The organism is Halomonas sp. DN3 (genome assembly GCF_024137905.1).
GTDB classification, from domain to species: domain Bacteria; phylum Pseudomonadota; class Gammaproteobacteria; order Pseudomonadales; family Halomonadaceae; genus Halomonas; species Halomonas litopenaei.
On record NZ_CP099965.1, the window covers coordinates 2,896,819 to 2,915,598 of the forward strand.

Genomic DNA, 18,780 nt, shown 5'->3' on the forward strand with positions numbered 1-18,780 from the left:
CTTCCCTGTTTGCGTAGACCTGCTTTTTGCGTAGACCTGCTTTAATTTTTTTTGTGCCTCTGGCACTTTTCGCTGTGACGTCTTGTGGTGATGCGTGTCAGCCAGGCGCATTCATTCCCGTCGTCGCGCGGGCGTCCCGAGATACACCCCAGGGCGCGTCACGTCCCCGACCACGGTGGCACCGGCGCCGATCACCGCCCCCGCACACACTTCGACCCCCTGGATCAGGTTGGCTCCGGTGCCGATCATCACGTCCGCCCCTAGCCTGACGCCCCCACTGAGCGTGGCACCGCAGGCGACGTGGACGTTGTCGCCCAACACGCAGTCATGGTCGACCACCGCCCGGGTGTTGATCAGACAGCCTCGTCCCAGACGACTGCCGGTGACCACCACGGCACCATCCAGTATCACGCTGCCGTCTCCCAGCTTCACGTCGTCATGCACCAAGGCGTTGTGCGTGATCAACGGCGGGAGGTCGAATCCCTGCGCCAGGAAGGCCTCGATCAGCGAGCGCCGCCAGGGCGCGCTGGTGACCATGCCGACCCCCAGGAAGGCGACGCCTGGCAGGCCTTCCGGCGACGCCAGTCGACAACGGTCCTGCCCCAGCCAGGGGACCGGCATGGCCGACGAGGGCTCCTGTGCCACGTAGCCGGCCACCTGCCAGCCAAGCCCGCGCAGTCCATGCAGCAGCACCCGCGCATGGCCGCCGCCGCCGATCACGAAGCACTGCTTCATCGGTGCCCGCCTCCCTTCATCGATGCGCGTTCGCTTTACCAGCGCTCCGTCCGTCACTTCGCCAGCGGTTCGTCCGTCGCTTCACCCATGCCTTCATCCGCGCCCTCGCTCGCGCCCTTCACCGGAGTCCCGTCTCAGGCGCTCTGCGCCATTCGCTTGAACACCTCGTTGCGCGACATCAGCTCCCGGTAGCTGCCCTGATCCACCAGGCGTCCACGCTCCATCATGTAGATGCACTCGCAGGCCATGACGGTGGTCAGTCGATGGGCGACCAGCACGATGGTCTTGCGACCGGCGAAGTCATGGATCGCGTCCATGATCAGCCGCTCGGTGATGCCGTCCAGGGCACTGGTCGCCTCATCCAGCACCAGCACCTCGGCCTCGTGATAGAGCGCCCGAGCGATGCCGATGCGCTGGCGCTGTCCCCCGGAGAGCTGGACACCGCGCTCGCCGACCAGGGTCTCGATGCCCTGAGGCAGCTCGGCCACGAACTCGGCCAGGTGGGCGAGCCGAAGTGCCCTTTCGACGCGGTCGTCGTCGATGCACTCGGGGGCCAGACCGAAGGCCACGTTGTCGCGAATGCTGCCATCGCATAGATAGAGCTGTTGGGAGACGAAACCCAGCGCGTCCTGCCACTGGCGACGATTGGCCTCATCGATGACCTTTCCGTCCACGCTGATGCGCCCTCGCTGGGGCTGCATCAGCCCCAGCAAAAGATCGATCAGGGTGGACTTGCCGGAACCGGAAGCGCCAACCAGGCCAATCACGCTGTTGGCCGGGATCACCAGGCTGACGTCGTCCACCGCGGGAGAGCGTGCGCCGGGATAGCGAAAGCTGACGCCCTCGAGGCGAATCTCGCGCCGGGCCTTGAGGGGTGAGCCGCCCTGGGCCGGGTCACCGCCATGCTCAAGGACGCATGCCTGGTCAAGGGCATGGCTGGCCCGCAGGTCATTGCGAATTTCCTCGAGCGCATGCAGGTTCCCGCGGATGCTCGAGACGCTGGCGTAGATATGCTGAAAAGCCGGCAGCAGCTTGAAACCCGCCAGGGCATACACCGCCAGTACCGGCAGCATCGACGCCATCTCGCCCTGGTGGGTCTTGAGCAGGTAGAACAACAGCAGGATCACCGAGGCGAAGGCCACCACCTCCATCGCATAGCGCGGCGCCTGCTTGAGCGCCTGATTGGTGCCCTGGGCCCGGGCAAAGCGCCGACTGGCCCGATCGAAACGCTCGGTCAGTTGGGTCTGACGCCCCAGCAGCAACAGATCCTTGATCCCTCCGAATCCCTCGGCCATCAGCCGAAAGCGCTGGCCCTGGGCCGCCGACAGCGCCTCGCCGTTGCTCATCAGGCGACGTCGGGCGGTGTGATAGAGCAGCAGGTAGGCCAGCGAGAACAACGCCATGGCACACAGCGCCACGGCGGGGTTGTAGATCAGGATGGCCAGCGACATGAACAGCGCCAGCACCACCTTGGCATTCATCTGCATCAACGGATCGATGACGCCCAGCATGACTCGCTGGCACTCCTGAGCGATCTGCTTGGTCAGATAGCTGCTGCTGCCTCCGGCGTGGAACAGCCAGTCCTTGTGCATGTAGTGGGCAAACAGTCGGGACCCCAGCTCCGCCCCGACGGTGGCGCCGTAGACCGCCAGCCGCCACACCGTCACCATCGACACCACTGCGGCGACCGACAACGCGCCCAGCACCCCCAGCCCGAGCCATAGAAGAAAGCGCTCCGGCGAGTCGGCACCGCTGGCCCGATAGAGCTCGCCCATCACGCCGTCCCCGCCAAGGCGCTCCAGATCGCCCACCACCGCCATGAAGGGCGCGATGGAGGCGACGCTGAGCAGCTCGCACAGCGCCATCGCCACCACCAGCACCTGCAGCCGCAGAAGTTGCCGGCGCTGGTGGTGAGTCAGCAGGCCGTAGAGTTCGCGCAGATCAGTCAGCATCTAAGCGCCCCTGGTTGTCGCCGCCGCCGCACTCATTGGTAGGCATAGACATAGTGACCATAGCCGTAACCGTGCCTGGCGCTGGGGTCCATGGCGTTGAGGATGCAGCCCTTGACCCTGACGTTGGAGGTCTCCAGGCGCCTGAGCGCCACCCTGACCTCCTTGACCGGGTTGAGCTTGAAGCGCGTCACCAGCAGGCTGGTGCCCACGCGGTTGCCGACGATGGCGGCGTCGGTCACCGCCAGCACAGGCGGGGTATCGACGATCACCAGATCGTAGTCGCGACTGAACTGCTCCATCAGCGTGGTGAAACGCTCGCGCATCAGCAGTTCCGAAGGATTGGGCGGGCAAGCGCCTCGCGACAGATAGTCGAGCCCTTCCACCTCGGTGTGGCGGATGACCTCGGCCACCTCGCTCTTGTCCGACAGCAGGTCCGACAGGCCACTTTCGGCCTTGGCGCCGAAGGCGCTGTGCAGGTGCCCCTTGCGCATATCGGCGTCGATGACCAGTACCCGTTGACCGGCCTGGGCACAGATCACGCCCAGATTCAGCGAGATGAAGCTCTTGCCGATCTCGGGACTGGGGCCGGTGATCATCAGGCAGTTGTTGGGCGCTTCCATCATCGCGAAGTGCAGACTGGTGCGCAGGCCACGCAACGCCTCGATGGCCATGTCGGTCGGTTGAGTCAGGGCCAGCAGGCCCTTGATCACCGGCTGACTGCGCCGGTCGCTGCGATACTTGACCCGCTTGACCAGGCGCTGCTGAAACTCGGAAAGCGGTACCGTGGCGTACACCGGCAGCCCCAGGTCCTCGAGCTGGTCCGGGCTCTCGATGCCGCGATTGAGCATGCCACGCACCAATACCACCGCCACCGCCAGAAAGGCACCGATAACCGTGGCCAGGGCCATCATCAGGCCGGCGTTGGGTGCCACCGGATCGTCATCCACATACGCATCGTCGATGACCCGCACATTGCCGATGGTGCCGGCCTTGGCGACCGCCACCTCTTGCGCACGATTAAGCACATTGACATAGATCGCCTGGGTCACCTCCACGTCCCGGGTCAGGCGCACGATTTCCTGCTGGGACTCGGGCATCTCGCTGACACGCTCCTCCAGCCGGGCCTTCTCCTGGTTGAGGATGCCGCGCTGGCGCATCAACGCCTGATAGGTGGGGTGATTGCGGGTGAACCGCTGGACCAGTTCGGCTTCCTGGAAATCCAGGGTGTTGAGCTGCTCCTCCACCGAGATCAACTGCTCGACCACCGAGGCCGCCTCGGAGTCCAGGTCGATGCTGTCCACCTCGACGCGATAGGCATTGAGCCGATCTTCCGCCGACGACAGTGAGGCCTTCAATGCCACCGCCTGCTCATCGAGAAAGGCCAGGCTCTGGTCGGCCTGGGCCGACTGCCGCTCGACGTTCTGCATCAGGAAGGTTTCCGCCAGGACATCCAGCGACTCGCGCACCCGATCGATGTCGGTGCCGGTCAGGGTCAGGCGCAACATGCCGGTGCTGGCGCTCGAGCCGCTGCCCTGCTCGGTGACCGTCAAGCGTGCCAGCAGCGAATCGATGGCCGAGACCTGGGGGCGCTTGGACAGGCTGAACTCTGCACCTGGCGCTGCGGTCATCTCGCGAACGCTCAACACCACATCGCCTCCGTCGAATCTTGCGGTATCGCCGACACGACCGACACCCAACAGATCACCGTCAGGACCAAACAGCTGATAGCCGGCATCTCGGCCTGCCACCAGGCGGAAGGCCGCGCCGCGATAGGCGTCAGCGACCTCGAGGCGCGCCAGTTGCAGCGACTCCCCTGCCCACACCAGATGGCTCAGATCCCATGCCTCGGGCATCAACCGCTCGAGCCATCCAAGCGGTGCGGTCATCCAGCCCAGCTCAGCCAGGTCCTCTCGGGTCACCCCTTCACGCACCAGGTAGTCACCGACCAGCGGCAGACGCCGTGGCGACACCTGGGTGTCGAGGGCGAGGCGGTCAACTACCCGCCCCAGCACCATGCGAGACCGCAGTATCTGCACCTCTGCCGAGGTGTTCTCCTCTTCTCCCATCACCGTGGCCAGGTCCCCCAGCGGACTGACCGAGGCCCGACGCTCCACGTGCACCAGGGCGTCGCCCTCGTAGATGGGTGGCTTGAGCAAGGCGGACACATAACCTGCCGCTCCGAACAGCAGGGTGACGGCGAGGATCCACCACTTGTGCCGGAGCAATAGCCCCAGGATGCGCCCGAGGTCGATATCCTCGCGGCCGGGAGCGGAAGGCAAGCGTGACATTTGGGTCATGACGGCAGGTCCTGTCGGTGGCCTCGAGCGCGGCGATACGAGGTCATGGCGCGAGCCTTCGGTGCCAGGCGTCGGCGGCATCGGAAAGCATCACGAATACCTGACGGTGTGCGTCCAGGCTCTTGCGGTAGGGGTCGGGGATATCGATCCCGTCGAGCCAGTGGGCAAACAGCAGGGTCTTGCCGGTGGCAAAGGGCGCAAGTTCGCTGACCGCCTGGCGCTGGGACGCACTCATCACCAGCACCAGATCGTGATTGGCGATCATCTCGGGCGTTGCCACCCGAGCGCGGTGAGCGCTCAACTCGAGCCCGGCTTCCCTGGCCAGCGCTTGCACCTCTGCGGGCGCGGCTTCACCTTCGCGCACCGCAGAAAGCCCGGCAGACTGAATCTCCATGGCGGGCAGCCGCCTCTGCAGCAGCGCCGCACCGAGCGGACTACGACACAGGTTCGCTCGACACAGCACCAGCGCACTGGCAAAACGCACCGATCAGATCTCGCCGATGCGGGTGGTGGTGTCGGCGATGGTGCCGGGCAGCAGTGCCGACGGCAGCAGCAGGCTGATCACGTTGTTCCAGCGTGCCAGCGGGGCCGCCGTCACGTAGACCACGTCCTGGGGCTGCAGCGGGAAGTGGGTGCCCATGGTCAGCGAGGTGGCGTTGCTGATATCAAGCTGATAGACGGTGGCAAGCTTGGCATCGCCCGGCGGCTTGGGACGAATCACGAAGATCCCCGACGGTTCGGCGGTGGTCTCGATGACGCCGCCGGCTCGCGCCAGGGCGGTGGTCAGGGTGATACGTTCGTTGCCCAGCACCAGATTGCCGGGATTCCTGACCTGCCCCAGCACCGCGACGTTCTCGGACTCCAGGGTCGGGATATGCACCACGTCGCCATCGCGCAGCAGGCGGTTCTGGGTCTGGTCGCCATGGCGCATCAGCGCGTACAGCGACAGCACCTCCCTGGTGCCATCACGATTGAGTACCACCTCGTGCCAGTTGGCCGTCTCCGATGGCCCCCCGGCCTGGCTGACCGCATCGACCAGGGTCAGCGGGACCGTGGTGATCGGCTGGGCGCCGGGGGTGGCCACCGCTCCACTGACGTAGATCTTCTTGGAATGGTAGGCGGCGACGTTGACGTCCACCTGGGGCTCGGTGATGTAGTTCGACAGCATGCCGGTGAGGGTTCGGCGTATCTGGTCCACCGTCCGCCCGGCCACTCGGAAACGTCCGACATAGGGGAAATAGATGCGACCATCTGGCTGTACCGTCTTGCCGGTCTCTTCGGGGCTGCGCTCGGCGCCCCCCGGGATGGTCAGCTCGGGGTGGTCATAGACGGTGATGTTGAGCACATCACCCGGCCCGACACGGTACTCGTAGTCCGTCAACTGGGCCTTGAGGTAGGAAGGCATGGTGCTGGCCACATCGCCGGTGACGTTCTGGCGGAAGTTCGCCACCAATGCCGGGGTGATGGCCTGGATGTCGACCAGATGATCGATGTCCGGCGCCTCGGTCTCGTAGTCGATGTGCCCGCCGGGGGCATAGGCACAACCGCTCACGGTCAGCGCAAGCAGCACTGCGAAGACGGCACCCGCCAGCCAGCCGGGCGATCGTTGCGACTCGTCCACGACCCTTGTCCACTGGTGTGCCTGATTCACCTTATCCATATCGTCCCCCTGAGCGTGTGACACGCTACCGCCCCAGGGTGATATCGATGGCATATCCCTGAAGCCCTGCGCGTAGACAGATGGTTATTGTCACCGTCGAGGCTGCGTCTTCTGCGAGACGATCGACCACCGACAGCCCGCAGCACCCGTCGACGCTCGAAGACTCGATGGCCGCCAGGTACTGCGATTTATGCCAGTACGATTGCATAGCCGCGCCGTCCTGGCAGTCCGAAATTCCTGGCGTACACAGGCTGACAAACCCCATATCGGTATCCCGGAAGCATGAGAGCGACTGTTTCCGCTTGTAATTGCGTGTTCCTTCAGGACACGTCGGGAGCGCCAGCGGACAGTTACCGTGGAGGAAGTATTTCTTTAGCCGAATCATAAGGTTGGAAATGTGCGGAAAAAGCGCTGAGGAACCAGGATCGAGAATGTGGGCAAAGGGCGCGCCCATGGGCCCTTCGCAGACGCACCATTGCAGTGCGACAGATCACTGATTCCTGATACGCCGAGGCGATCGCTACAGCACCCTCGGTTCATGCGCCGGGATGACGTATCTAGTCATCGGCGACATGGCGCGTCAGCCAGGGGGACGCCAGGCCTCCAATTACCAAAGCGCGGAGCGGCAAAAAGTATCCGGGCGAACGAAGCAAACTGAGAAAAAATGCCCTCGGCAACGAGGGCATGGTAGCTTGCGAAAATTCAGGCAAGGACGAGGGAGAAAATCGGCAACCGGTCTCTCTCACCCCGCCATTGGGCCCCGTTCACGGCTCGGGGCTTTTGACTCGACTCTTGACTCGGCTCTTGCTACTCGGCGCTTTGCTCGGCAGGCTGCTGCTGGTTGGAGCCTTGCTCGCCGCTATTGGCTTCAGCGCCCTGCTCGTCACTATTGGCTTCGGCGCCCTGCTCGCCGCTATTGGCTTCAGCGCCCTGCTGGCCACCCTGCTCATCACTCTTCTCAACGCCGGCTGACTCCGCCGCCTCCTCATCGTCGGGGCTACGGGTCACCTCGGTCACCGGCGGTGTCGCAGCCTCCGGGGCAGCGTTGGCGCCACCCAGGCCATCGATCAGGGACGCCAGGGCGCCATCGAGTCGGCTCTGATGATGGGCCATGGTCAGCGGATAGTTGGCGAAGATGCCGAGGCCACTGCCGCGCAGCACCACCGGGCTCCAGAACTGACGTTGCATACGCTCGATCTCGGCCAGCGCCCGGGCGTAGCTGTCGCCGAGGCCCGCGCTTGCGATCAGATCCGCCTGGTCACGCTCGAGCGCCTCGAGCAGGTGTCCCAGCGCCCAGGTCTGACCGCGGGTCTCGTGGAACACGTTGTCGACGCGGTACCAGGGCACTCGACTGTCCTGTGCTACTTCGATACCCAGTTCCTTCAAGCGCTCGCTGTCGCTGACCGTGGATGACAGCCGCTCCCGCAACGAGGCCAACTGCTGGCGCACCGCGTCCAGATAGAGCGCCAGGCCCTGGCCCTGATCGACGAAGGACGCGCCGACCCCATCGTCGAAACGCGCCAGATAGGCGCGGGCCGAGTTCCCCGCCTGGGCCAGGTGATCCTCCATGGACGGGGCCAGCCAATCGTCGGCGTCCTGTTCGAGGGCAGCGATCAGAGTATTCACCGACTCACCGGCGCCGGGGTCGAAGTCCGCCAGGCTGGCGGCCATCAGCCTCGCCTGAACCAGCACACCAGTTTCCCAGGACGGCATATTGTCGAGCAGCAGTCCCGGCGGCATCAGGTCATTTCGCAGGTACCCGCCGGGCTTGTCCTGCAAGGTATCGATCAGGGTGGCCAGGGTCGCGACCGTAACGGTGCCTCTGGCCGCCGGCGCCGCGGAGATGCGCTGCTCCTGGGTGGCAGTCTCCACGTCGAAGCGCGACGGCGCCAGGCTCCACCAGATCCCCAGCCCCACCGCCACCATCACGGCAAGCACCAGCAGCACGGCGAGCGGTTTCCAGATCCATCCGTACTGCGGGTTCTCGAGCTCCTGACGACGCCTTTCGGCGCGCTGTCGACGACTGCTCATTTCGCTCTCCTTGTCGTTCATCAAAGGCCGGCCAGCCCTGCCTCCAATGAGGGAAAGCGCCGGCGCCAGTGGTAGAATACGCTTGCATCTGATCATAGCGCAGGGTCCGCGGGAACCCCGCCCCGCTTCCACGGTCACACAGCGGGGTCTGACACGGCAGGCGAATCCCGCCACGCCTTGCCCCGTCTTCCACACCCATCGTCAACAAGGATTCGACGTGTTCTTCGCCACACGCCTCTTGCTGTTCGTCTGTCTGCTGCTGTCCCCCTGGGTGGCCCAGGCCCAGTTCTTTTCCTCGTCGTCGAGCAGCGCCGAGTTTCTGCCGGTGAACGAGGCCTTTACCGCCAGCGCCTGGCACGACGGCGATCGGCTCTATATCGGCATGCAAAATGCCGACGGCTACTATCTCTATCGTCACCGTTTCTCGCTGGAACTGCCAGGCGAACCGGACGCCCTGGGTGAGCTGTCGCTACCGCCCGGGGAGGCCAAGACCGACGAATTTCTCGGCGACGTCAACGTCTTCTACGATCAGGTGGTGTTCAGTGCCCCGCTGGCCGACACCCGTCAGGGGCCCCTGGACATCGCCCTGACGTTCCAGGGCTGCGCCGACGCCGGTCTGTGCTACCCCCCGGAGCGGCTTGAGCTGGCCGCCGCCCAGAGTGAGCCCCCCGCCGCCTTTGCCGACGCCCTGGAGGACGGCCAGACGGCCAATGACAACACAGCCCAGGCTACCGCAGCGGACCTCGCCGGACAGCCGCCCACGAGCCAGCAAGCGGGCAGCCTCCCTGCCGCCTCTGTCGATGCAGCTCCGCTCAGCGAAGACGGCCGCTTCCGCGCCCTGATGCAGGACGCCAGCCTGCCGTTGATGCTCGGACTGTTCTTTGTGGCTGGCCTCGGGCTGACCTTTACCCCCTGCGTGCTGCCGATGATTCCGATCCTGTCGTCGATCATCGTCGGTCAGAACCCCAGCCGCCCCCGCGCCTTTGCGCTCTCGGCAAGCTACGTCGCCGGCATGGCCGCCACCTACGCCCTGGTCGGCGTGCTGATGGGGCTGTTCGGCGCCGGGCTCAACCTTCAGGCACGCCTGCAATCGGCCCCGGTACTGATCGTGTTCGCCGCCCTCTTCACCCTGTTCGCACTGGCCATGTTCGGGGTCTTCAATCTACGTCTGTCCTCGGGGCTGGGCTCACGCATCGATGCCTGGCAAGCACGCGCCCAGCGCAGCGGCCCCCTGGGTCTGGCGCTGGCCGGTGCGCTGTCGGTGCTGGTGGTCTCGCCCTGCGTGTCGGCACCGCTGGCCGGCGCCCTGGTATTCATTTCCTCCACCGGTGACGCCGTCATCGGTGGCGCGGCGCTGCTGGCCCTGGCGCTGGGCATGGGCGTCCCGCTGTTGCTGGTCGGCGGCTTCGGCACCACCCTGCTGCCGCGCTCGGGCGCCTGGATGAACGGGGTCAAGATCGCCTTCGGTGTGCTGCTGCTGGGCGTCGCCGTCTGGCTGATCGAGCGTTTGATCCCGGCCCCGGTCACCCTGCTTTTGTGGGCGGGCCTGGCCATCGGTACGGCGCTGGCCCTCGGCGCCCTCGATCTGGCGAGTACACCGGGCTGGCCGCGGGTCCGCCAGGGCGCCGGTATCGTGCTGCTGGTGTGGGGCATCGCGCTGGTCATCGGCGCCGCCCGTGGCGGTGGCGACCCTCTTCGTCCCCTGGCCGCCGGCCCCATGAGCGCGACGAGCAACTCTATCGAGGCGGCCCATCCCGACCGCATCGTCGAGAGCCTGGGCCAGCTTCAGGCGGCCCTGGCCGAGTCCACGACCCCCGCCTTCGTCAACGTCACCGCCGAATGGTGCATTTCCTGCAAGGTGATGGAGCGCGAGGTGTTTCCCGACCCCCGGGTACGTGAGGCCCTCGCCGGCTTCCGCTGGATCGACGTCGATGTGACCGACACCAACGCCGTTAGTCGTGAGGTGCTCGACCATCTGGGTCTGTTCGGCCCACCGAGTCTTCTGTTCTTCGACGGGGACCAGGAGCTTCGACAGGCACGTATCCAGGGCGAACTCGACGCCGATGCCCTGGCCGGCCATATCGCCGCGGTCAGCCGCGCCCTCGACGGCGCCCAGGCGACTACCACCAGCGGGTGAAGGCGTCAGCGAACAGCGTTCGGCCTCGCTGGACAACCTTCATAATTTTCGGCAAACTCCGCACTACTCTGAATTCTGACACGATAGAGACGCCAAGAGCCGCCATCTTGCCGCGATCTCTAACGACTTGGACCGGGTTTACAGCGCCCGGTAGACACTTCACACGATCGAGACAACGTCATGGATATTCGTAAGGTCAAGAAGCTGATTGAACTGCTGGAAGAGTCCAACATCAGCGAAATCGAGATCCAGGAAGGTGAAGAATCGGTCCGCATCAGCCGTCATCCGCAGGGTGGCAGCTGGCAGCCGGCACCCGCCGCCCAACCCTGGGGCGCACCCGCTGCACCGGCGGCCGCACCTGCCCAGGCCCCGGCCGAAGCTCCCGCACCCAGCGCCGACAGCGGCCCGAGCTACCAGGGCCAGGCCGTGGTCTCGCCGATGGTCGGCACCTTCTACCGCTCCCCGGCACCCGGCGCCAAGCCTTTCGTGGAAGTCGGCGCCAGCGTGCGCAAGGGTGACACCATCTGCATCGTCGAAGCGATGAAGATGATGAACCAGATCGAAGCCGATCGTGACGGCGTGATCGAGGCCTTCATGGTCGAGGACGGCGAGCCGGTCGAGTTCGACCAGCCCCTGGTTGTCATCTCCTGAGAAGACTTGCGTCTTCCCTGATCATTCACTTTCGGCGGACACCACCATGTTGGACAAGGTTCTTATCGCCAACCGCGGCGAGATCGCTCTTCGCATCCTGCGGGCCTGCAAGGAGCTCGGGATCAAGACGGTTGCGGTCCACTCCAAGGCCGACCGCGAACTGATGCACGTGCGGCTCGCCGATGAGGCGGTGTGCATCGGCCCCGCTTCCTCGGCCCAGTCCTACCTCAATATCCCCTCGCTGATCAGCGCGGCCGAGGTGACCGACGCCAGCGCCATCCACCCCGGCTACGGCTTCCTCTCCGAGAATGCCGACTTCGCCGAGCAGGTCGAGCGTTCCGGCTTCACCTTCATCGGCCCGCGCGCCGAGACCATTCGCCTGATGGGCGACAAGGTCAGCGCCATCGAAGCGATGAAGAAGGCCGGCGTGCCCACGGTGCCAGGCTCCGACGGGCCGCTGGGCGACGATGAAGGCGAGCTGCTGGCCACCGCCCGGCGCATCGGCTACCCGGTGATCATCAAGGCCGCCGCCGGCGGCGGCGGACGTGGCATGCGCGTGGTGCACACCGAAGCCCACCTGATCTCCGCGGTCACCGTGACCCGTACCGAGGCCCACTCGGCCTTCGGCGACGGCACCGTGTACATGGAGAAGTTCCTCGAGAAGCCGCGTCACGTCGAGGTTCAGGTGCTGGCCGACGGCCAGGGCAATGCCATCCACCTGTATGACCGCGACTGCTCGCTGCAGCGCCGCCACCAGAAGGTGCTGGAAGAAGCACCCGCGCCGGGCCTGGATCCGGACGCCCGCGCCAAGGTGCTGGACGCCTGTCGCGAAGCCTGCGTGGAAATCGGCTACCGCGGCGCCGGCACCTTCGAGTTCCTCTACGAGGACGGTGAGTTCTTCTTCATCGAGATGAACACCCGTGTCCAGGTAGAGCACCCGGTCACCGAGATGGTCACCGGCGTGGATATCGTGCGCGAGCAGCTGCGCATCGCCTCCGGCCTGCCGCTGTCGATCCGCCAGGAAGATGTCGAGCTCAACGGCCACGCCTTTGAGTGCCGCATCAACGCCGAGGATCCTCGCACCTTCATGCCTTCTCCGGGCAAGGTCACGCTGTACCATCCTCCGGGTGGTCTCGGCGTGCGCATGGACTCCCACCTGTACACCGGCTACACGGTGCCGCCCCACTACGACTCGCTGATCGGCAAGCTGATCACCTGGGGCGCCGACCGCGAGACCTCGCTGACGCGCATGCGCAACGCCCTGGACGAGCTGCTGGTGGAAGGCATCAAGACCAACACCGACCTGCACAAGGACCTGGTGCGCGACGGCTACTTCCAGCAGGGTGGCATCAATATTCACTACCTCGAGAAGAAGCTCGCGCAGTAGCACGGCGGCTTTGCACCAAGAGCGTGACAACGGGGCGGCCCAGGCCGCCCCGTTGACGTTGCACCAGACCGAAGAGGAATACCGCCATGCCCTGGCTTCAACTCAAGGCCGAGGTCCCACCACAGCAGGCGGAACTGCTGGAGGAACTGCTGCTGGCCGAAGGCGCCACCGCGATCACCCTGCAGGACGCCCACGACGATCCGGTGTTCGAGCCGGACCGGGGCACCACCCCACTGTGGGACCAGACCATTCTCACCGGTCTCTACGACGATCTGGACGGCCTGGCGGACATGCTCGAGCGGCTGTCTGCCGCCTGGGCCGAATCCCTGCCCGGCGAGCCCTGCCCGGTCATCGAGCACGAGCTGATCGATGACCGCGACTGGGAGCGCGAGTGGATGGACAGCTTCGAGCCCCTGCGCATGGGTCAGCGACTGTGGATCGTGCCGAGCTGGCACCAGCCGCCCGAGGATGACGCGGTCAATCTGCATCTGGACCCGGGCCTGGCCTTCGGTACCGGCACCCACCCCACCACCGCGCTGTGTCTCGAGTGGCTCGATGGGCTGGCGCTCGACGGCGAACTCGACGGCATCGAACTGCTCGACGTCGGCTGTGGCTCCGGCATCCTTGCCATCGCCGCACTCAAGCTCGGCGCCGCCCGAGCCATCGGCACCGACATCGACCCGCAGGCGCTCAGCGCCAGTCGTGACAACGCCGAGCGCAACGCCATCGACGAGTCGCGCCTGACGTTGCGCTACCCGGAGCAGATGGGCGAGGAGCGCTTCGCCCTGGTGGTGGCCAATATCCTGGCCGGCCCGCTGGTGGAACTGGCCCCGACCATCGCCGGCCATGTCGCCGACGGTGGTCGCCTGGCGCTGTCGGGCATCCTCGAGGCCCAGGCCGACGAGGTGATCGACGCCTACCGCCACGAGGGACTTTTCATGGACGAGCCGGAAGTCCGTGAAGGCTGGGTGCGGCTTAGCGGCCGGCGCCCCGCCAAGGACTGAACATCGCGCCACGAGAGGCTGTCACCGGGCAGCCTTTCGCATTAAAACGTCTCGAACACGCCTTCACCAAAGATGCTTCGAGGCGTATGATATGCAGCCCCGGAACGACGGCAGCTCCCATGTCAGACCACGATCCCAGATCCCCCATGGTGCAACAGCAAGATTCAGGCATCACCACCTGCATTGGCCCGCATCAGCTGGCCGGCCCGGTGATCCTTGCGCCCATGGCCGGGGTCACCGACCGCCCCTTCCGCGCGCTCTGTCGTCGCCTGGGCGCGGGACTGGTGGTGGGCGAGATGGTCACCTCCGATCCCAGCCTGTGGCACACCCGCAAGTCGCGCCTGCGCATGGACCACCGGGGCGAACCCGGCCCCAGGGCGGTGCAGATCGCCGGCGGCGACGCCGAGATGCTGGCCACCGCCGCCCGCCTCAACGCCGAACAGGGCGCCGAGATCATCGACATCAACATGGGTTGCCCGGCCAAGAAGGTCTGCAACAAGGCCGCGGGCTCTGCCCTGCTGCGGGACGAGGCGCTGGTGGCGGAGATCCTCGATGCGGTGGTGGCCGCCGTCGACGTGCCGGTGACCCTGAAGATCCGCACCGGCTGGTGCGCCGAGTCCAACAACGCGGTGCGCATCGCCCGGCTGGCGGAAGATGCCGGCATCCAGGCGCTGGCCGTCCACGGCCGTCATCGCCAGCAACGCTATCAGGGCGAAGCCGAGTACGAGACCATCGCCGAGGTGGCATCAAGAGTCAGCATCCCCGTCTTTGCCAACGGCGATATCACGTCTCCCGAAAAGGCTCGGCGCGTACTCGACTATACTGGTGCGGATGCGGTGATGGTGGGTCGAGGCGCCCAGGGCAACCCCTGGATCTTCCGCGAGATCAGCCACTATCTGCGCCATGGCGAAATCCTGCCGGCGCCTTCCGACGCGGAACGACGCGACGTCCTCGGCTCTCACCTCGATGCTCTGCACGCCTTCTACGGTGACCATATGGGCGTGCGCATCGCGCGCAAGCATCTGGGTTGGTACCTGTCCAGCGATCGACGCCTCGACGACGATGGCCGTCGCCAGCTCAAGGCCACCTTCAACGGCCTGACCTCGACCCAGGCCCAGCGCGACTTTATCGACGAACTCTTTCGTCACGACCCCGCCAGCGCCCCCGAGCGCGTGGCCAGGGCCGTGGCACACCATGGAACCCGTGCCGCATGACCAGCCAGCAACCCATCGACCAGTCGGTGTCCGCCTCCAAACTCGACACCTCTCAGCGTGGCCTCGACGGCCTGGCACCCTCCGCACCGCAGGCCAGTGACGAACGTCCCCTGCGCGAGGCCGTGTTCGCCGCCATGGAACGCTACTTCGACCATCTCGACGGCGGCACCGTCACCGACCTCCACGCCATGGTGATGGCCGAGGTCGAGGCGCCTCTGCTGTCGTCGGTGCTCGTCTACACCAACGGCAACCAGACCCGTGCCGCAGAGATGCTCGGACTCAACCGTGGCACCCTGCGCAAGAAGCTCAAGCACTACGAACTGATCTGACCCGACCCCAAGGGAGCCCACGGCTCCCTTTTCTGCGCCAAGGCGCCCTTCGCTTCCCTTCGCAACAGAGACATCCCCATGGCCCAGCCCTCCTCTCTCGCCGTTCGTCGCGCCCTGATCAGCGTGTCGGACAAGACCGGTATCGTCGACTTCGCCCGCGCCCTCGCCGACATGGGCGTCGAATTGCTGTCCACCGGCGGCACCTACCGCCTGCTGGCCGACAACGCCATCGCCGTCACCGAGGTGTCCGAGCACACCGGGTTTCCCGAGATCATGGATGGCCGTGTCAAGACCCTGCACCCCAGGATCCACGGCGGCATCCTCGGGCGTCGCGGCCAGGACGACGAGGTCATGGCCGAGCATGACATCGCGCCCATCGACATGGTGGTGGTCAACCTCTACCCCTTTGCCGCCACCGTGGCGCGTCCTGACTGCAGCCTGGAAGACGCCATCGAGAACATCGACATCGGCGGCCCCACCATGGTGCGCGCCTGCGCCAAGAATCATGCCTACACCAGCATCGTGGTCAACGCCGACGACTACGACCGGGTGATCGCAGAGATGCGTGACAACGGCGGCGCGCTGGCCCAGGCCACCCGCTTCGACCTGGCGGTCAAGGCCTTTGAACACACCGCCGGTTACGACGGTGCCATCGCCGACTATCTTGGCCGTCGGGTCGAGGGCGCAGAGGACGGCTTTCCGCGCACCTACAACCTGCAGCTGACCAAGAAGCAGTCCATGCGCTACGGCGAGAACCCCCACCAGCAGGCGGCATTCTACGTGGAAGAAGGCGCCAGCGAACCCAGCGTCTCCACCGCCGTCACCCTGCAGGGCAAGCCGCTGTCGTTCAACAACGTGGCCGACACCGACGCCGCGCTCGAGTGCGTCAAGAGCTTCGACGACACCGCCTGTGTCATCGTCAAGCACGCCAATCCCTGCGGCGTGGCCGTGGGCGAGAGCGCTCTTGCGGCCTACGACAAGGCCTTCGCCACCGATCCCACCAGCGCCTTTGGCGGCATCATCGCCTTCAACGTGCCGCTGGACGCCGACACCGCCCGCGCCATCATCGATCGTCAGTTCGTCGAGGTGATCATCGCCCCCGGGGTCAGCGACGAGGCCCAGGCCATCGTCGCCGAGAAGAAGAACGTGCGCCTGCTCGACGTCAGCGCCAACTGGCTCGGCCAGATGGCACCGGCCCACGACCTCAAGCGCGTCACCGGCGGTCTGCTGGTCCAGGACCGCGATCTGGGCACGGTCACCCGCGACGACCTGACGGTGGTCTCCGAGCGCGTGCCCTCGGAGCAGGAGATGCGTGACCTGGCCTTCGCCTGGAAGGTCGCCAAGTTCGTCAAGTCCAACGCCATCGTCTACGTCAAGGAAGGCCAGACCATCGGCGTCGGCGCCGGCCAGATGAGCCGCGTCTACTCGGCCCGCATCGCCGGCATCAAGGCCGCCGACGAAGGCCTCTCGGTGCCCGGCTCGGTGATGGCCAGCGACGCCTTCTTCCCCTTCCGTGACGGCATCGACGCCGCCGCCAGCGCCGGCATCACCGCGGTGATCCAGCCCGGCGGCTCCATGCGTGACCAGGAGGTCATCGACGCCGCCAACGAGGCCGGCATCGCCATGGTGTTCACCGGTATGCGCCACTTCCGCCACTGACGCGGTCGCGTGGCGGCGCGGCGCGGCGGGACCCCAGGTCCCGCCGGTTCTGGCCCACCCAGGAGCCGCCCGCCAATCTACGCGCCAATCTGCGACAAGGGCCCCGACGCGTGCGTCGGGGCCCTTGTGTGTGTGCTATCGCTGAGCGGTCTGCCGCCACCTGCAGGATGGCGGCAGACAGCGACTTACTCGCCGAGGTCGATGCACAGGTACTTGGTCTCGAGGAACTCGGCCAGGCCCTGGTGCCCGCCTTCGCGACCGAGGCCGGAGGCCTTGACCCCACCAAAGGGCGCCGCGGCGTTGGAGATCAGGCCGGTATTGATGCCGACCATGCCGTACTCGAGGGCGTCGGCCACTCGCCACACTCGGCCCAGGTCCTTCGAGTAGAAGTAGGCCGCCAGACCGAACTCGGTGTCGTTGGCCAGTTCGATGGCGTCCTCCTCGTCATCGAACGGGAATACCGCCGCCAGCGGACCGAAGGTCTCTTCCCGGGCCACCTTCATCTCGCTGGTGGCACCGCTGACCAGGGTCGGCGTGAAGTAGTTGCCACCCAGCGGATGGGGGTGACCACCGATCCACAGCTCGGCGCCCTTGTCCACCGCGTTCTGGACATGCTCGTTGACCTTGCCCACCGCCTTGTCGTCGATCAGCGGTCCGATGTTGACGCCCTCGGTGGTGCCGTCGCCGACCGTGAGCTCGCTGTTCATGGCCACCGCCAGCTTCTCGCTGAAGGCGTTGATGACGCTGGACTGCACCAGGAAGCGATTGGTACACACGCAGGTCTGGCCGGCATTGCGGAACTTGGCAGCCATGGCGCCGTCCACCGCCGCGTCCAGATCGGCGTCCTCGAACACGATGAACGGTGCGTTGCCGCCAAGCTCCAGCGAGATCTTCTGGATATGCTGGGCCGCCTGGGACATCAGGGTACGCCCCACCTCGGTGGAACCGGTGAAGGTGATCTTGCGCACCACCGGTGATTCGGTCAGGGCCGCGGCGATCTCGCTGGCCGAACCCGGTACCACGTTGAACACCCCACGCGGCACCCCGGCGCGCTCGGCAAGCAGCGCAAGCGCGGTGGCCGACAGCGGGGTCTGACTGGCCGGCTTGACCACGATGGTGCAGCCTGCCGCCAGGGCCGCGCCAGCCTTGCGGGTGATCATGGCGGCGGGGAAGTTCCAGGGCGTGATGGCGCCGCAGACACCCACCGGCTGCTTGGTCACCACGATACGCTGGTTGGCCTTGGCCGCCGGAATGGTCTCGCCGTAGACCCGGCGCCCTTCCTCGGCGAACCAGCGCAAAAAGCTGGCAGCGTAGACGATCTCGCCGGCGGCTTCCTTGAGCGGCTTGCCCTGTTCGAGGGTCATGATGGTGGCCAGCTCGTCCTGATGTTCGAGCATCAGCTCGTACCACTTCATCAGGATGTCTGCCCGCTCCTGGGCCGTCAGCGCGCGCCAGGCCGGCAGGGCGGCGTCGGCCGCGTCGATCGCCGCCTCGGTCTCGGCGCGACCCAGACGGGGCACCTGGGCGATGGTCTCGCCACTGGCCGGATTGACGATGTCGATCTGCTCCCCGCTGTCGGCCGCCACCCAGCTTCCGTCGATATAGGCAAAGGGGCGAAACAGCGGCATGTCGTTAAGGGCTTTCATGAAGGCTCCTGGCTCGGGCTTGACGGAAAACTGCAATGACTGGCGACGACGCTTCAGCGACTGCGCGACGACGATATA

Annotated in this window: 14 protein-coding genes; 7 read left to right on the plus strand and 7 right to left on the minus strand. The window is 65.9% G+C overall.

What is annotated here, in order from left to right; genetic code table 11:
* Window positions 1-111 precede the first annotated feature (111 nt).
* The 6 genes from NKF27_RS12525 to NKF27_RS12550 all read right to left on the minus strand — a co-directional run bounded on the left by NKF27_RS12525 (window position 112) and on the right by NKF27_RS12550 (window position 8,675).
* A complete protein-coding gene (locus NKF27_RS12525) occupies window positions 112-735 on the minus strand; it encodes a NeuD/PglB/VioB family sugar acetyltransferase (RefSeq protein WP_253552055.1) in 624 nt (207 codons plus the stop codon).
* Between the two features lie 134 nt (window positions 736-869).
* Complete coding sequence (locus NKF27_RS12530) at window positions 870-2,687, minus strand: ABC transporter ATP-binding protein (protein ID WP_253552057.1); 1,818 nt, start codon at window positions 2,685-2,687, stop codon at window positions 870-872.
* 32 nt (window positions 2,688-2,719) lie between these two features.
* Window positions 2,720-4,984, minus strand: a complete 2,265-nt coding sequence (locus NKF27_RS12535; RefSeq protein WP_253552059.1) for a polysaccharide biosynthesis tyrosine autokinase — start codon at window positions 4,982-4,984, stop codon at window positions 2,720-2,722.
* Between the two features lie 43 nt (window positions 4,985-5,027).
* Window positions 5,028-5,468 (minus strand): low molecular weight protein-tyrosine-phosphatase, encoded by a 441-nt coding sequence (locus NKF27_RS12540; protein ID WP_045993980.1) that lies wholly within the window; start codon window positions 5,466-5,468, stop codon window positions 5,028-5,030.
* Between the two features lie 3 nt (window positions 5,469-5,471).
* A complete protein-coding gene (locus NKF27_RS12545) occupies window positions 5,472-6,644 on the minus strand; it encodes a polysaccharide export protein (protein ID WP_108132867.1) in 1,173 nt (390 codons plus the stop codon).
* 807 nt (window positions 6,645-7,451) lie between these two features.
* Window positions 7,452-8,675 (minus strand): DUF2333 family protein, encoded by a 1,224-nt coding sequence (locus tag NKF27_RS12550; RefSeq protein WP_253552061.1) that lies wholly within the window; start codon window positions 8,673-8,675, stop codon window positions 7,452-7,454.
* A 217-nt stretch (window positions 8,676-8,892) separates the two neighbouring features.
* Here NKF27_RS12550 and dsbD point away from each other — a divergent pair, with 217 nt between their 5' ends.
* The 7 genes from dsbD (at window position 8,893) to purH (ending at window position 17,056) form a co-directional block, all read left to right on the plus strand.
* A complete protein-coding gene (gene dsbD, locus NKF27_RS12555; protein ID WP_253552063.1) occupies window positions 8,893-10,812 on the plus strand; it encodes a protein-disulfide reductase DsbD in 1,920 nt (639 codons plus the stop codon).
* A gap of 180 nt (window positions 10,813-10,992) precedes the next feature.
* Window positions 10,993-11,463, plus strand: a complete 471-nt coding sequence (gene accB, locus NKF27_RS12560; RefSeq protein WP_045993976.1) for an acetyl-CoA carboxylase biotin carboxyl carrier protein — start codon at window positions 10,993-10,995, stop codon at window positions 11,461-11,463.
* A 46-nt stretch (window positions 11,464-11,509) separates the two neighbouring features.
* Window positions 11,510-12,850, plus strand: coding sequence for an acetyl-CoA carboxylase biotin carboxylase subunit (gene accC / locus NKF27_RS12565; RefSeq protein ID WP_253552065.1), 1,341 nt, complete (start codon window positions 11,510-11,512; stop codon window positions 12,848-12,850).
* Window positions 12,851-12,936: 86 nt separating this feature from the next.
* Window positions 12,937-13,854: a 50S ribosomal protein L11 methyltransferase gene (gene prmA / locus NKF27_RS12570; protein WP_045993974.1), complete on the plus strand. Its 918-nt coding sequence runs from the start codon at window positions 12,937-12,939 to the stop codon at window positions 13,852-13,854.
* 146 nt (window positions 13,855-14,000) lie between these two features.
* Window positions 14,001-15,068 carry a tRNA dihydrouridine synthase DusB gene (dusB, locus tag NKF27_RS12575; protein ID WP_083970531.1) on the plus strand — a complete coding sequence of 356 codons (1,068 nt, stop codon included), beginning with the start codon at window positions 14,001-14,003 and terminating at the stop codon, window positions 15,066-15,068.
* Complete coding sequence (gene fis, locus NKF27_RS12580) at window positions 15,065-15,397, plus strand: DNA-binding transcriptional regulator Fis (protein ID WP_045993973.1); 333 nt, start codon at window positions 15,065-15,067, stop codon at window positions 15,395-15,397. The genes dusB and fis overlap by 4 nt, the downstream gene beginning before the upstream one ends.
* 78 nt (window positions 15,398-15,475) lie before the next feature.
* Entirely contained in the window at window positions 15,476-17,056 is a 1,581-nt protein-coding gene (gene purH, locus NKF27_RS12585) for a bifunctional phosphoribosylaminoimidazolecarboxamide formyltransferase/IMP cyclohydrolase (protein ID WP_253552067.1), read from the plus strand.
* Window positions 17,057-17,241: 185 nt separating this feature from the next.
* On the opposite strand, the gene NKF27_RS12590 is transcribed toward purH, so the two are convergent.
* Window positions 17,242-18,702 carry an NAD-dependent succinate-semialdehyde dehydrogenase gene (locus NKF27_RS12590; protein WP_253552069.1) on the minus strand — a complete coding sequence of 487 codons (1,461 nt, stop codon included), beginning with the start codon at window positions 18,700-18,702 and terminating at the stop codon, window positions 17,242-17,244.
* Window positions 18,703-18,780 lie beyond the last annotated feature (78 nt).

Bases quoted from the DNA above. Each gene is read 5' to 3' on its own strand.
- dusB (WP_083970531.1), top strand. From the start codon at position 14,001: ATGGTGCAACAGCAAGATTCAGGCATCACCACCTGCATTGGCCCGCAT.
- prmA (WP_045993974.1), top strand. From the start codon at position 12,937: ATGCCCTGGCTTCAACTCAAGGCCGAGGTCCCACCACAGCAGGCGGAA.
- NKF27_RS12530 (WP_253552057.1), bottom strand. From the start codon at position 2,687: ATGCTGACTGATCTGCGCGAACTCTACGGCCTGCTGACTCACCACCAG.
- accB (WP_045993976.1), top strand. From the start codon at position 10,993: ATGGATATTCGTAAGGTCAAGAAGCTGATTGAACTGCTGGAAGAGTCC.
- accC (WP_253552065.1), top strand. From the start codon at position 11,510: ATGTTGGACAAGGTTCTTATCGCCAACCGCGGCGAGATCGCTCTTCGC.
- purH (WP_253552067.1), top strand. From the start codon at position 15,476: ATGGCCCAGCCCTCCTCTCTCGCCGTTCGTCGCGCCCTGATCAGCGTG.
- NKF27_RS12525 (WP_253552055.1), bottom strand. From the start codon at position 735: ATGAAGCAGTGCTTCGTGATCGGCGGCGGCGGCCATGCGCGGGTGCTG.
- fis (WP_045993973.1), top strand. From the start codon at position 15,065: ATGACCAGCCAGCAACCCATCGACCAGTCGGTGTCCGCCTCCAAACTC.
- NKF27_RS12590 (WP_253552069.1), bottom strand. From the start codon at position 18,702: ATGAAAGCCCTTAACGACATGCCGCTGTTTCGCCCCTTTGCCTATATC.
- NKF27_RS12545 (WP_108132867.1), bottom strand. From the start codon at position 6,644: ATGGATAAGGTGAATCAGGCACACCAGTGGACAAGGGTCGTGGACGAG.
- NKF27_RS12535 (WP_253552059.1), bottom strand. From the start codon at position 4,984: ATGACCCAAATGTCACGCTTGCCTTCCGCTCCCGGCCGCGAGGATATC.
- NKF27_RS12550 (WP_253552061.1), bottom strand. From the start codon at position 8,675: ATGAGCAGTCGTCGACAGCGCGCCGAAAGGCGTCGTCAGGAGCTCGAG.